General features: G+C 33.2%; 14 protein-coding genes. 10 read left to right on the forward strand and 4 right to left on the reverse strand.

Annotated features, from left to right (window positions below; all coding sequences use genetic code 11):
- Position 1: 1 nt before the first annotated feature.
- The gene (locus QLS71_RS07760) at positions 2–751 is read left to right on the forward strand and encodes a tetratricopeptide repeat protein (protein ID WP_308993653.1); all 750 of its coding nucleotides are present in this window, start codon (positions 2–4) and stop codon (positions 749–751) included.
- Between the two features lie 40 nt (positions 752–791).
- Entirely contained in the window at positions 792–1,418 is a 627-nt protein-coding gene (locus QLS71_RS07765) for a carbonic anhydrase (RefSeq protein WP_308993654.1), read from the forward strand.
- A 106-nt stretch (positions 1,419–1,524) separates the two neighbouring features.
- Here the strand turns inward: QLS71_RS07765 and QLS71_RS07770 are convergent, their stop codons facing one another.
- Complete coding sequence (locus QLS71_RS07770) at positions 1,525–2,193, reverse strand: HmuY family protein (RefSeq protein ID WP_308993655.1); 669 nt, start codon at positions 2,191–2,193, stop codon at positions 1,525–1,527.
- 18 nt (positions 2,194–2,211) lie between these two features.
- On the reverse strand, positions 2,212–4,296 hold the full coding sequence (locus QLS71_RS07775) for a TonB-dependent receptor (RefSeq protein ID WP_308993656.1): 2,085 nt from the start codon (positions 4,294–4,296) through the stop codon (positions 2,212–2,214).
- Between the two features lie 102 nt (positions 4,297–4,398).
- Between QLS71_RS07775 and QLS71_RS07780 the strand changes: the two genes are divergently transcribed.
- Together QLS71_RS07780 and QLS71_RS07785 are read left to right on the forward strand one after the other, a co-directional pair.
- The gene (locus tag QLS71_RS07780; protein ID WP_308993657.1) at positions 4,399–5,310 is read left to right on the forward strand and encodes a DUF6607 family protein; all 912 of its coding nucleotides are present in this window, start codon (positions 4,399–4,401) and stop codon (positions 5,308–5,310) included.
- Between the two features lie 59 nt (positions 5,311–5,369).
- Positions 5,370–5,723: a DUF6686 family protein gene (locus tag QLS71_RS07785; RefSeq protein ID WP_308993658.1), complete on the forward strand. Its 354-nt coding sequence runs from the start codon at positions 5,370–5,372 to the stop codon at positions 5,721–5,723.
- A gap of 10 nt (positions 5,724–5,733) precedes the next feature.
- Here QLS71_RS07785 and QLS71_RS07790 read toward each other — a convergent pair whose 3' ends face one another.
- Positions 5,734–6,276 carry a CvpA family protein gene (locus tag QLS71_RS07790; protein WP_308993659.1) on the reverse strand — a complete coding sequence of 181 codons (543 nt, stop codon included), beginning with the start codon at positions 6,274–6,276 and terminating at the stop codon, positions 5,734–5,736.
- Between the two features lie 93 nt (positions 6,277–6,369).
- On the opposite strand from QLS71_RS07790, the gene QLS71_RS07795 reads away from it, so the two are divergent.
- Positions 6,370–6,726: a hypothetical protein gene (locus QLS71_RS07795; RefSeq protein WP_308993660.1), complete on the forward strand. Its 357-nt coding sequence runs from the start codon at positions 6,370–6,372 to the stop codon at positions 6,724–6,726.
- 136 nt (positions 6,727–6,862) lie between these two features.
- On the forward strand, positions 6,863–7,882 hold the full coding sequence (gene pheS, locus QLS71_RS07800; protein WP_308993661.1) for a phenylalanine--tRNA ligase subunit alpha: 1,020 nt from the start codon (positions 6,863–6,865) through the stop codon (positions 7,880–7,882).
- Positions 7,883–7,889: 7 nt separating this feature from the next.
- Here the strand turns inward: pheS and QLS71_RS07805 are convergent, their stop codons facing one another.
- Complete coding sequence (locus tag QLS71_RS07805) at positions 7,890–8,375, reverse strand: hypothetical protein (protein ID WP_308993662.1); 486 nt, start codon at positions 8,373–8,375, stop codon at positions 7,890–7,892.
- A 168-nt stretch (positions 8,376–8,543) separates the two neighbouring features.
- Here QLS71_RS07805 and QLS71_RS07810 point away from each other — a divergent pair, with 168 nt between their 5' ends.
- The 4 genes from QLS71_RS07810 (at position 8,544) to QLS71_RS07825 (ending at position 14,834) form a co-directional block, all read left to right on the forward strand.
- Positions 8,544–9,044 carry a transcriptional regulator gene (locus QLS71_RS07810; protein ID WP_308993663.1) on the forward strand — a complete coding sequence of 167 codons (501 nt, stop codon included), beginning with the start codon at positions 8,544–8,546 and terminating at the stop codon, positions 9,042–9,044.
- Positions 9,045–9,141: 97 nt separating this feature from the next.
- On the forward strand, positions 9,142–10,266 hold the full coding sequence (locus QLS71_RS07815) for an efflux RND transporter periplasmic adaptor subunit (protein ID WP_308993664.1): 1,125 nt from the start codon (positions 9,142–9,144) through the stop codon (positions 10,264–10,266).
- Between the two features lie 13 nt (positions 10,267–10,279).
- Positions 10,280–13,417 carry an efflux RND transporter permease subunit gene (locus QLS71_RS07820; protein ID WP_308993665.1) on the forward strand — a complete coding sequence of 1,046 codons (3,138 nt, stop codon included), beginning with the start codon at positions 10,280–10,282 and terminating at the stop codon, positions 13,415–13,417.
- A gap of 4 nt (positions 13,418–13,421) precedes the next feature.
- Positions 13,422–14,834: a TolC family protein gene (locus tag QLS71_RS07825; protein WP_308993666.1), complete on the forward strand. Its 1,413-nt coding sequence runs from the start codon at positions 13,422–13,424 to the stop codon at positions 14,832–14,834.
- Positions 14,835–14,846: the final 12 nt, after the last annotated feature.

Below are 14,846 nucleotides of genomic sequence, written 5' to 3' on the forward strand. Positions count from 1 at the left end.
AATGAAGAAATTACTATACATACTATCGTTTTTGCTCAGTCTTGGTTTATTTGCTCAAAATGAAGCCCTCTTTGAACAAGCAAACGCCTTATATAACGACGCGAAATATGGTGAAGCTATAGATAAGTACAAAACTATTTTAGACACCAAAAATCATTCAGCAGAACTGTATTTTAATCTAGGAAATGCTCATTATAAGCTAAACAATATAGCGCCCAGTATTTATTATTACGAAAAAGCATTGCAGTTAGCGCCTAATGATGAAGATATAAAAAACAATTTAGCTTTTGCTCAAAATATGACCATTGATGCTATTGACGTAGTTCCAGAAGCAGGTTTATCTAAAATTTTAAATAATGCAGCTAATACGATGACTTTTGATGGGTGGGCAAAAACGGCCATAGTTTTTGTGTTTTGTTTTGTTGTCTTATTTTTAATCTATTATTTTGCGTATTCATCGCTAAGAAAACGATTGACTTTTATAGGTAGCTTAGTATCTTTAGTCCTTATGTGTATTACTTTATTGTTTGCGTTTCATAAATTCAATTTAGATAAACGGGATAAACCGGCTATTGTCTTTGTAAAAGAAATTTTGGTAAAGAATGCACCAAATAATAGAAGTGAAGAGTCCTTTAGACTGCATGAAGGTACTAAAGTACAGGTTTTAGATACCGTAGATAATTGGAAAAAAATCAAGCTTCAAGATGGTAAAACAGGTTGGGTTTCTTCTGAAGATCTAAAAGCACTATAATTGTATTTTGATGTATCTTTAACCATAAAATTATTTCATTATGAACTTAGATAGAGTCTTTCAGAATAATAAACAATGGATTAAAGAGAAGTTAGATGTTGACGCTCATTATTTTGAAAATTTAGGTGAAGGTCAAAACCCAGAATTATTATTTATTGGTTGTTCTGATAGTCGTGTTACTGCTGAAGAATTAATGGGCTTGGGTCCTGGAGACGTTTTTGTGCATCGAAACATTGCCAACATGGTAATTAGTATCGATTTAAATGTGATGTCTGTAGTGAATTATGCTGTAGAACATTTAAAAGTAAATCATGTTGTAGTTTGTGGACATTATGCTTGCGGCGGTGTAAAAGCGGCCATGCAATCTGCTGATTTAGGTATCTTAAACCCATGGTTACGTAACATTCGAGACGTATACCGTATTCATAAAACCGAACTGAACGCCATTGTTGATGAAGAAAAAAAATACGATAGACTTGTTGAACTTAATGTACAAGAACAATGTGTTAATCTTATTAAAACGGCAGCCATTCAAAAAGCAGCTAGAGAGCGTGGTTTAATAGTACATGGTTGGGTATTCGATGTTCATACAGGAGAATTGATAGATTTAAAAATAGATTTTGAAAATATTCTTGAGAGCATCCGAGAGATTTATCATTTAGATTAAAAATAAAACCCACTCATTAAGTGGGTTTTTCATTATATAGGTTTTATACAAAGCAAGTGTTTCCGCTTTTCTTTTGAAACAAGGGCTGTATTAATTTATTTCATAATTAAAAAGTAGTTACCCCATCATTTGGTTGGTAAACATAATTGAAAGTATAGTACCTCTCTGTCCCGTTAAATGCATTAGGATTATCTGGTGCATCTTTATAATAGCTAACTATTTCCATTTTAGCGTATTTTCCATCATATGTTTTTAAAACCAAGACTTTTCCTGGAGTTGGAGTAATTAAATGGTTTGGTTGTCCTGAATAAGTGTACCAATCTGAAAAAACATATCCTTCATTTGAGTCTTGCTCTAAAAGATTGGTGTTAACCATTTCTACATTTTCAAAAGTATTATTTACAATATAGCCGGATACATTTCCTATTCTTTCAGGCTCATCCATTGTTCCTAATGTTGTTCCTCCATTTATAATAATCGAAGTGCCTCTAAAGGCTATATCCCATTCGGTTTCACTTGTAGTTGTTTGTCCTGTTGAGAAACTAAACTTTGTGAAAGCACCAGAGATATCTTCTCCCGAACCTTGACCACCAGATTGGGGTGCATATAAATTAGAATAGGTTTGAGATTCAACTTCTAAAAGAGGTTTGTCATCGTCATCAGAGCAAGAAGCAAAACCTGCAAAAAGTATTACTAATACTAAAAGTTTTATTGTTTTATTTGCAAAATTACTGGTGTTCATTTTGTGTTCGTGGTTTTTCTTTGTTAAGGTCATCGTGTTTATATTTAATTATTAAAATTGAATGTTCAGTTTTCCGTAAATTATTTGTCCTGAAATATTGCTAATGTTTTGAGTATCGGTAAATCCTAAAACATTGTCAATTCCAAAACCAAGTTGATACTTTTTATAAAGTGTTTTATTAATGGCAATATCCCAAATAGTGTAGCCTTCAACAAAAGCATCATAACGATCTAAATAGGTATTTCCGTTAGTATCATATAATCCATATTTGCTTCTGTAAGTACCGCGTAGGTTAGCGTCTAAATTCCATTTAACGACATCATAAAATATTTTTACATTTGCCATGTGTCGTGAGCGATTGTAGAGTCCGAAATAATCATTTTTATCTAATTGAAATGACGAAGAACTGGGTGTTTCCCGCGCATAAACATTTCCGTTTTTAAAGTTATCTTCAGCACTTTTGTCTTTAGCAAATAGCAATTGATAGCCCCCTAAAATTTTTATATCGTTATTAGGCTTCCATATCGTATTAAATTCTAAACCTTGTGTGTAAACTTTATGGATATTGTAATAGCTAAAAACATTTTGACCATTTGTTTTATTGGCTATAACACGTGTATCAATTAAATCGTTTATGTTATTTCTAAAAATGTTTAAGTTGAATTTTAGTAAAGTCGTAGGGTTATAATCTACACCAACATTATAGCTTACTGAGTTTTCTGGTTTTAACTCGTTTTCAAATTCTAAAAGTGGGACTATACTATTGGCTATTTGACCTTCAGATTCTAATTCAGGCATTTTTGTACTAACTGCGTTGTATCCTAATACCGTATAGCCTACCGTTGCATTGGTAAAATCGAAATATAATTGCCTAAAATCGGGGGCTTTAAAACCATAACCCACCGAACCTTTTACAGCTAATTTTTTAGATAATTTATAACGAATTGCTGCTTTTGGGCTAAATTGTGATTGGTACTCGCTGTGATTGTCGAAACGTGCACCCAGAATGACGTTTATATTTTCATTTGGATTGGTATCGTATTGTAAATATGTATAAGGTGAATTAAACTCAGGATTTATTGAAAAATCTGTCCTTTTTAAGGCTTCATGATTCCAGCCTAAACCACCTATAAAGGAACTTTTTTCGTTTAAATTGTAAGTGGCTCTAATTTCAGGACGTATCATTAACTGATTAAAATCACTTTCACTAAAGAGTGAATCATCAGTATTATTCAAATATTCATTTGCTTTATAACGTGTTGCATAAAACTCAAAATAACTGCTCCATTTTTTACTATACTTATGGCTTAATTTTAAATGCGTATTCCATTCTTTTATATCGCTTTCTCCTTTTAAATCTTCAGAAGCAACGTAATCTTGTTTTTGAGAAAAATATCTCCCAGAAAAAAACAAGTTTGTTTTCTTATTAAAATGGTAGGTAAGTTTAGAGTTTAATGTGTAATTATTATAAGGTTCAACCGTATTTAAAACATCATTTTTATTTAAATCATAACCATCACTATAAAAACTATTTACAAATGTACTTATGGCAAATTTCTCCTTCTTATAGCTTAAATTCAAACTACTATCATAGGTGTCAAAACTTCCAATTCTAGAATTCAAATTACCATTTAAGCCCTGTTTCGGGTTATCAGTAATAATATTTATAACACCGCCAAGAGCATCACTACCATACAAGCTCGAAGAGGCTCCTTTAACAATCTCTATTTGTTTTATGTTGCCAACTGTAATTCTACTAATATCTAAGGTGCCCGCAGAACGCCCAATTAAAGGCGCGCCATCAATTAAAATAAGCGTGTACTGTGAATCTAAACCTTGAAGCTGAATACCTTCACCACCTCCAAAATCGGGTACAGTAATAAGACCGGTTTGTTCATTTAAAATATCGCTTAAACGAAGTGAGTTAACGCTTTGAATTTCTTTTTTTGATATCAATTGAACAGGTAGAGGTAACGAGGATAGCTGTCTTACCGTCCGGGTTGCTGTTACAATAATTTCCTCTAAAGTTTTAAGTTCTACTGAGTCATGGGTAGCACTTATTCTTTCTTGTGAAAAAGAAATACTACTAAAAAAAATTATAAAAAAGATGGGAATATTATTTTTATTTAGACTCATTCTATATAAATTTGTCGCAAATATATATTTTATTTTTATTTAATCTAAATAAGAATAGAATTAATTTAAAATATTTTTAACAATAAATAAACCAATTTTAAAATGAAACAATTAGCATTAGTATCCATTTTTACATTAACAATGTTGCATCATATGAATGCACAAAACAAAAAGTCTCAAGACCAAAAAGCAATCAAAAGTATGTGTGGTTGTTATGAAGTGAGCTTTAATTTTGCCGAAACATTTCAGTATTCAAAAGATTCAACATATCAAGCATCTACAGTAAAACACGATGGTGCATTGGAGTGGGTTGAACTATTAGAAGATGCCGACAACAAAATTGTAATGCAGCATTTATTAATTGTTGGCCCTACGAATAGGCAACATGTTATTAAACATTGGAGACAAGATTGGTTGTTTGAAAACACCAACTTATATACATACAATGCCGACAATAAATGGAATTATGTGAGTCTACCAAAAGCCCAAGTAGAAGGACAATGGACACAAAAAGTGTTTCAAGTAGATGATAGTCCGAGATACGAAGGTTCTGCTACTTGGATTCATGCCGATGGAAAAAGTTATTGGGAAAACACAACAGATGCACCTCTACCAAGACGTGAGTACACCAAACGTAGTGATTACAATGTAACCGTTAGAACCAATAAGCATGAAATTACCAAAACAGGTTGGATTCATGACCAAGACAATGATAAAGTCATTAGAAAAGAAGGGATGAACGATGTTATTTTAGCCCAAGAAAAAGGGTTGAATATTTACACTAAAGTAGATGACAATAAATGCAAAGTAGCTCAAGACTGGTGGAAAACTAATCATGAACCTTGGAAATTAGTTCGAAATAAGTGGGAGACCATTTTTAATAAAAAAGCAAATTTATCTTTAGAGGAAAAAGTAGAAGATAAAGCATTATATACACACTTATTTTCAAAAGATTTTTCAAATAAAGAAGAGGATATTAATAACATTATTGACGCATTTGTAAAGAAGCCTTAGCGGAGTCTAAAGTTAAAATAAATGAATTGTATTAAGCTTAATTTAAATAATTATATGATATGTGCCATGATTTAAAAACACTAGCAAAAGTAAAAAGCGGAGAACTTGCGTTTTGCGAAACTTGCAATATCTACCACTTAGAGTTTAACAATATATATTGTGAGCTTAGTGCAATTCATTTTAAAAAACTAAAAACATACGTTCAAGAAATTGATATAGACTATTGGGAACAAAAATATGCTTATACAAATATTAAACGAAAAATTCCAATTACAACCGCATGTCAAAATATTGTGCTCATGTTTAACCGACAAGAAGTAGAAGAATTAAAAGCATTATTTTATAATAAAAGTAAAGGCCAAGAATATTATTTGGGTGTAGATGATATTGATTATATGTGCGTATTAAATTAAAAGACGTTTTCTATATATCTGTATGACTTGTTTCTGCATCTTTATCTTCCAAATCGTCACCAATGGGCTTACCATTCACAATTAAATTAGGAAAAATTAAAGGGATAATAGATTTAATAGGTTGGTAAAGCACTGAACTCTCTTTGTCTGCTTCTGTAGTATAAAGAATGGTAGCATTCATTTTTTCAAATACAATAAGAACAGCACTTAATATTACTGTTATTTTCAATCCACCAAAAAAAGCACCCAATAATTTATTGAAAAGACCAAGAGCCGCAAAATCAGCAATTTTTGTTAAGGCTTTTCCAGCCAAGGCAATTGCAAAAACAATGAGCATTAAAGTGCCAACAAAAGCCACAATATTTACGGTGTTTTCGTTCCAATCAACTTTTTCTTTTAAAAATTCCGAAGCAAAACTACTAAAATGAAATGCACCATAAACGCCGGCAACTAAAGCCACCAATGATGCTATTTCAACAAAAAATCCGCGCCAAAACCCCCTTACTAGTCCAAGAACTAAAAAAGCTAATAAAATAATATCTAAAACATTCATAAATTAATTCAATTTAAACAAATATAAAATAATAGTCACACTTAGGTTTATTAACTTTGAACTTTTAAAACTTTAAACTTTTCAAGTTAATAAATGTCTAGAGACGAACAACTAAAAGAACGCTGGGAATTGGTAGTAACCAAACTATCCAATCAATTTGCCGATGGAGACACCCTCGATCTGGATGCTATTATTTATTTAATTGGCGTACAAGAATTAGGACAGTTTGACCGAGAGTTTAAAAAAGACCAAAAACTCGATTTAATGCACATTGCTATTTGCAAAGTACTAACTCCTTATGGCTATTATGAACTCGATTTTGTTGATGCCGAAGGCTGGCCACATTACAAAACCATAGAAACCTTACCACATTTAAAAGCAGGTGAACAAAGTGTTTTAATGAAAGAAGCCATTGTAAACTATTTTTTAGAAACCGAGTATATAAATTAGTCTTTGGGCGTTACCACAAGGGTCGGGCTTTCGCAAGTCGCTTCCCGATGAAAAATCGGGAGAGCTCCAACAATTGCTCAATCCCTAACGCAAATTCCGTAAAAAACAGTAAATTTGCCAACATTTTAAGGAAGTTATGATAGACAAGATAAAAGAACTCATTGCAGAAGCGGAAACCTTTAAAGCACAAACCAAAGAAGAAGTAGAAGCTTTCAGAATAAAATACTTAGGTAAAAAAGGATTGTTAAACGACTTTTTTGCCGAGTTTAAAAATGTTGCTAATGACCAAAAAAAGGAATTTGGTCAAACCATAAACACCCTTAAAAAAGTAGCCGAAGAAAAAGTAAATGCCTTAAAAGAAGAACTTGAAAGTAAAGAAGAAGTAAAGGGCATTTATGGTGATTTATCACGTCCAGGAAATCCTATTCAAATTGGTGCACGCCACCCCATTTCTATAGTAAAAAATCAAATTATAAATATCTTTTCTAACATTGGTTTTAATGTGAGTGAAGGTCCAGAAATAGAAGACGATTGGCACAATTTTACAGCTTTAAATTTGCCAGAATACCATCCAGCACGCGATATGCAGGATACCTTTTTCATTCAAACGAATCCAGATATTTTATTGCGTACACATACTAGTTCAGTACAAGTACGTTATATGGAAAACAACCAACCGCCTATTCGTACCATTTCACCAGGTCGTGTCTATCGTAACGAAGCCATTTCGGCACGTTCACATTGTTTTTTCCACCAATTAGAAGGATTATATATTGATAAAGATGTGAGTTTTGCCGATTTAAAACAAACCCTTCAATATTTTACGACCCAAATGTTTGGGAAATCTAAAATACGCTTACGCCCGTCATACTTTCCATTTACAGAACCAAGTGCCGAGATTGATGTGTACTGGGGTTTAGAAACCGAATCTGATTACCGTATTACCAAAGGCACTGGCTGGTTAGAAATTGGTGGATGTGGTATGGTAGATCCTAATGTTTTAGAAAACTGTAAAATAGATTCTAAAGAATATTCTGGTTTTGCTTTTGGTGTGGGAATAGATCGTATTGCCATGTTGCTTCACCAAATAAATGACATTCGTTTACTAAGCGAAAATGATGTGAGGTTTTTAGAGCAGTTTAAAAGCGCACTTTAAAACAAATTTAATCAACTTTTAAAAAGAATCTGTCACTAGCTAAAGGACTCCATTTTCTTTCATGTGGATACTCAGACATGTTTGTTGACACATAAAAAGCACCACCTATTTTGCTCCAGTCAACTACTTTTGCTTTTACTTTAAAAATATGATAACTGGTGCCGTTATTTATAATTTTTGAAGCATCAGAAATTAGCCGATGGGATTTTTCACTAGAACCATTATTAAAACCAATATTTAATATGGCTTGTTCCTTAGAAATCAAACTATATGTAGCTATTACAGAAAATTCATAAATAGAGCCATCAATTAAATTTTTTATAGGAGTTACTGAAACTATTTTCATAGCATCTTTTCCTTCAGAAAGCATATCGTTTAATGCTTTTTCTATTTTTTCATTTATCTCTTCACTAACATCTAATGAAGTGGTTGTTTGTGCTTCTGTAAAAGAAATGAAAAAGCTAAAAAAGAATAATACTGCTAATTTCTTCATGAGGAGTATTTTAGTTGTATTCAGTTTAATAATAACCACACACAAACTTAGTGTATTATTTCTTACAAAACAAATGTGCTTTTGGAGTTTTTTTATTTAACATTTATTTAACTTCGTTTAGTTCGGTAAAAAACGAACCTAACTTATATTTGCATAAAATTTTTAATCATGCAAGAGAATATATGTAGTGAAAAGAAGGCTTTAGTTGAAAAACTAGGCATTCTTATTGAGAGTAAAGATCAATTGGCTCCTGTAGCTGCTCGTATTTTATCCTATATCATTTTAACAGGAAAGACAGGTACAACCTTTGAAGATTTAGTTTCTAGGCTGTGCGCAAGTAAAAGTACGATATCAACACATTTAAATCACTTACAAGATTTAAAAAAAATTGTGTATTTCACAAAATTAGGTGACCGAAAAAAGTATTTCATTATAAATCAAGATTCAATCATTCAAGGTATTGATAATATGGTCGAAACTTGGTGTAGTCAAAAAGAACTTCATATAGAAATTAGACAATATAAAGAAAAATCGAACTCCAATAATGTCGATGAAATTTCAAAATTCGATTTAGAATTTCACGACGATTACATTCAGTTTTTAGATGAAGCTACAAAATCTGTATTAAAATTAAGAACAAAAATCATAGAAAAAAACAATAAACTTTAAAGAACTAGCATGAACCTTTCATAACAAATTTTCGATATTCAAAGAAATGACTATATGGAAGTCATAATTGACCAATAAAAAATAAATAATAAAACAAATGAAAAAAATCAACCTATATTCAATCGCAACACTTTGTTTAGCATTTGTGTTATCAAGTTGTGGTAATAAAGAACAACAAGCAGCAGTAATGCCTCCAGCTGCTTTTCCTGTAGCGCAAGTAAGTCATAAAACGGTAACCGGTTTTCAAGAATACCCTACTAATATAGAAGGTGTTGTAAATAGCGATGTGCGTGCCAAAACATCTGGCTATATTCAAAAAGTTTTGGTTGATGAAGGACAGAAAGTTCGTAAAGGCCAAGTGTTGTTTCAATTGGAAACACAGTCTTTAAGCCAAGACGCTGGAGCAGCCAAAGCACGTATTAATGTAGCTCAAGTAGAAGTTGATAAATTAATTCCGTTAGTAGAGAAAAATATTATCAGTAATGTGCAACTAGAAACTGCAAAAGCAAATTTAGCTCAAGCAAAAGCAAACTATAGTGGCATCGCTGCAACTGTAGGGTACGCGACTATTAAAAGTCCAGTTAATGGTTATGTAGGCGCAATACCTTTTAGAGAGGGCTCGTTAATAAGTCCAAGTGACCCAACACCGCTAACAACCGTGAGCGATATTAGTAAAGTGTACGCCTTTTTTAGTTTGAACGAATCTCAATATTTAGATTTTTTACAAAATGCAGAAGGCAAAACGCTAGAAAATAAGTTAGCGAACTATGCAGAAGTAAACTTGGTACTTGCTAACGGCAGTACGTATTCTGAAAAAGGAAAAATTGAAACAAGTACGGGACAGGTTAATCAAAAGACAGGAACGGTAAGTTTAAGAGCTGTCTTTAATAACCCAAACCAGCTTTTGACCAATGGAAACAGCGGGAAGATTCAAATTCCTATAATTTATGAAAATGCTATAGTGGTTCCTCAAGAGGCAACTTACGAACAACAAGGAAATGTTATGCTTTTCAAGTTAGGTGAAGGAAATAAAGTGATTAATACTATTGTAAAAGTGAAAGCGAGGGTAAACAACTTATATGTTATTGAATCTGGTGTAGATGCTAAAGATAGAATTGTGACTGCAGGTGTTGGAAAATTAAGAAATGATACGCTCATTACACCACAAGAGGTTCCTTTTGATGAAGTTATCAAGCCTATCACAACAATGTTCAAAAACTAGAAATTTATAGATTATGTTAAAAACATTTATTGAAAGACCAGTACTTTCAACAGTTATCTCTATTATCATAGTGATGCTTGGTGTGATTAGTATCACAAGCTTACCAATAGAGGAATATCCAGATATTGCACCACCTACCATTAAGGTTGCAGCTACATATCCAGGAGCGAATGCAGAAACCGTTTTAGAGAGCGTCATTATTCCTATTGAAGAGCAAATTAATGGAGTTGAAGGAATGACTTATATCACTTCAACAGCATCCAATAATGGTACTGCTGATATTACGGTTTATTTTGACCAAAGTGTTGATGCGGACATTGCTGCGGTGAATGTACAAAACCGTGTAGCAAGGGCAAACCCATTGTTACCGCAAGAGGTGATTCAAACTGGTGTCACCACGCAAAAACAGGAAACAAGTGCATTAATGTTCTTATCTATGTATACAGACAATGAGGATTATGATGCGACATTCATTCAAAATTATTTAAAAATAAACGTTATTCCAGCCTTACAACGTGTTAAAGGTGTTGGGGATGTGAGTGTCTTTTCGCAACAAGATTATGCCATGCGTGTTTGGTTGCAGCCTGAAAAATTAGCTGCATATAATTTAATTCCTACCGATGTTTCGGCTGCGTTACAAGAACAAAATTTGGAAGCTGCTGCTGGTGCTTTAGGACAAAATAATGGTGAAGCATTTTCATATGTTTTGACTTATAGCGGACGATTTAAAGAAGCAAAACAGTATGGAGATATTGTTATCAAGGCATTAGGGAATGGTGAGTTTTTGCGTTTAAATGATGTTGCAACTATCGAATTAGGTGCGCAATCATATGCTTCCAATGCTGAAAGTTTAGGGGAACACGCTGTTTTTATGGGTATTTTTCAAACGAAAGGTTCCAACGCTCAAGAAATTATAGAAAGTATTAAAACTACTTTAACAACTGTTGAAAAAGATTTACCAGAAGGATTGCACATTTTTGTACCTTATGATACAAGTTTGTTTTTGAATGCATCCATAGATAAGGTAGTCACAACATTATTAGAAGCTTTCTTGTTAGTGTTTTTAGTTGTATTTATTTTTCTTCAAGATTTCAGGTCTACATTAATTCCTGCAATTGCTGTTCCGGTATCGATTATAGGAACCTTCTTTTTTCTAAATGTGTTTGGATACACCATCAACCTTCTAACGCTTTTTGCTTTAGTTCTTGCGATTGGTATTGTGGTAGATGATGCTATTGTGGTTGTGGAAGCGGTCCATGCTAAAATGGATGAAGGTGAAAAGAATCCGAAATCGGCAACCTTAAAAGCGATGAACGAAATTTCTGGAGCCATCATTTCTATTACTTTGGTAATGGCAGCGGTATTTATTCCAGTTACGTTTATTACGGGACCAACAGGTGTGTTTTATGAACAATTTGGAGTGACGTTAATTATTGCAATCCTTATTTCGGCAGTCAATGCCTTAACATTAAGTCCGGCATTATGTGCTTTATTGTTAAAAGAACACAAGGATGATAAGGAGTTAAAAGGGAAAAACCCACTCCAAAAGTTCTACATTGTTTTTAATCGTGGATTTAATGCTACAGTAGATAGATATGGTAAATCTCTTCATTTCTTATATAAGAAAAAATGGGTGTCTGCTGTATTATTAATAATTGCTACTCTGGGAATTTTTTGGGCAGCTAAAACAACACCTACAGGATTTGTACCAAATGAAGATAGAGGAATTGTGTTTGTAAACATTGAACTTCCAGCGGGTTCATCATTAGACAGAACCGATGCCGTAACTAAGAAATTATATGCAAAAACCGAAGGTCTACCTGGAGTTGTTGGAGTTTCGTTTATTAAAGGACGAAGTTTAATTAGTGGTTCTGGTAGTAATTATGCCATTGGTTTTGTGAAATTAGAAGATTGGAGTGAACGTGAAGACCCATCGCTATCATCACAAGCAACAATTGGTAAGCTATTTGGTATTGCTTCAACCATTCCAGAAGCCAATATTATTTTCTTTTCACCACCTAGTATTCGTGGATTTGGTAATTCTGCTGGTTTCGAAGTCAATTTGTTGGACAAGTTTGGAGGTGAATTTACCGATTTGGATAAAGTCAATCAAGAATTTGCTATGTCTTTAATGAAACATCCAGAAATTCAATATGCACAATCATCTTTTAACACAAAATACCCACAATATGAGATGGAGATCAATGTTCCATTAGCGAAGGAAAAAGGTGTTCCTATTAACAGCATTTTCTCTACACTTCAAGGGTATATTGGAGGAATTTATGCATCCGATTTCTCTCGATTTGGTAAACAATTCAGAGTCTATATTCAGGCACTACCAGAAGATAGAGCCGATGTTGATAATTTAAACAGTATGTACGTTAGAACAAATTCTGGAGAAATGACTCCAATAACGCAGTTTGTAAATCTTAAGCGTGTGTATGGTCCACAATCAGTGACTCGTTTTAATCTATTCAACTCAACAACAATTACAGGTGCAACAAATCCAGGGTTTAGTACTGGTGATGCTATTAAAATTATTGAGGAAGAAGTTAAACAATTACCAAGTAACTACACGGTTGCTTATTCAGGTTTAACGCGTGAAGAGGTAAACGCAGGAAACCAAACCACCTTTGTTTTCATCTTAAGTATTTTGTTTGTGTACTTTTTATTAAGTGCTCAATATGAAAGTTACTTGTTGCCATTTGCAGTCGTACTATCATTGCCATTTGGGGTTTTTGGAGCTTATATAAGTACAAAATTCTTTGGATTGGAAAATAATATATATTTCCAAATTGCCCTAATCATGCTTATTGGTTTATTGGCTAAAAATGCCATTCTTATTGTGGAGTTTGCACTTCAAAGACGGAAAAACGGCGAAAGTATTGTAGATGCAGCTATACATGGCGCTAAAGCACGTTTACGCCCCATTTTAATGACCTCTTTCGCTTTCATTTTAGGATTAATGCCATTAGTGTTAGCAAAAGGTGTAGGAGCAGAAGGAAACAACTCTATTGGAACAGGTGCAGCAGGCGGTATGCTAATTGGCACTGTTTTAGGGGTATTCGTTATTCCTATCTTATTTATTTTATTTCAGTGGTTACAAGAAAAAGTTTCTAGTAAACCAGCAATCCAAACTATTGAAGAATAATATTATGATATCAATATTAAAACACACATTTTTAAGCAAAACGTTGCTTTTAGTTACGGTTTCTATAACACTACAAAGTTGTTTTGTTGCAAAAGAATATGAACAACCTGAGTTGGTAGAAACACAGAATTTATATAGAACAGATAATTTGCCGACTGATAGTTTATCGATGGCAGATGTATCGTGGAAAACCTTGTTTACCGATAACTATTTGAATCAATATATAGAAGAAGGGCTTCAAAATAATATGGATGTTCGTATTGCTATTCAACAAATAGTAGCTGCCGAAGCGTATTTAAAACAAGGAAAATCAGGTTATTTTCCAACGTTAAACGGGAGTGCAAAATATACTCATCAAGAAAATTCTGAAAACAGCCAGTTCGGAAGTGCTTTTCCATCGATAGACTCCTACGAATTAGCTGCCAATTTATCTTGGGAAGCTGATATTTGGGGGAAAATCAGAAGCAACAAACGCGCATTTCATGCCAGTTATTTACAAAGTGTGGCAGCGCATCAAGCTGTAAAAACACAATTGGTTTCTAGTATTGCTTCAAGTTATTACCAATTATTGGCTTTAGATGCGCAATTGGCAATTACCAATCAAACCATTGAAACACGCGAAAAAGGTGTAGAAACTATTAAAGCTTTAAAAGATGCTGGACAGGTAACAGAAGTAGCTGTAGACCAAAATATTGCGCAATACAACAATGCCAAAGCGTTACAAGTAGATTTAGAAACGGCTATTTTTAAAACTGAAAATGCCTTAAGTATTTTGTTAGGGATATCACCTCGAAATTTTGATCGTAACAGTTTAGACATACAAGCCATTGAAACCAATATGAAACTTGGTGTGCCTGCAACATTGTTAAGCAATCGGCCCGATGTAATGGCTGCAGAATTTGGACTCATCCAAACGTTTGAGTTAACCAATGTAGCGCGTAGTAGTTTCTACCCATCGTTAACATTAACTGCTTCTGCTGGTTTACAAAGTTTAGATTTTGATACGTTTTTTAATGCCAATTCGGTATTCGCTAATTTAGTTGGTGGGTTAACACAGCCTATTTTTAATCAACGAAAAATTAAAACACAATACGAAGTCAGTAAAGCAGAACAAGAGCAAGCTCTTTTAAATTTTAAAAAATCACTTTTAGTGGCTGGTAACGAAGTATCGAATGCGTTGTTTGCTTATAATGCTGAAACTAGAAAGTTTGAATTCAGACAAAAAGAAGTCGAAGCTTTGCGACAAGCAGAGGGTAATTCGGAAATACTTTTAAATAACGGGTACGCCAATTATTTAGATTTATTAACCGCCAGACAAAGTGCTTTAAATGCTGAATTGAATGTGATTGATAGTAAATTACAACAACTTATAACCGTTGTGAATTTATATGAAGCGCTTGGTGGTGGTTGGAAATAAATCATAGTTTAA

Origin of the sequence: Mariniflexile litorale, from assembly GCF_031128465.2 — a bacterium.
Taxonomy (GTDB): Bacteria; Bacteroidota; Bacteroidia; order Flavobacteriales; family Flavobacteriaceae; genus Mariniflexile; species Mariniflexile litorale.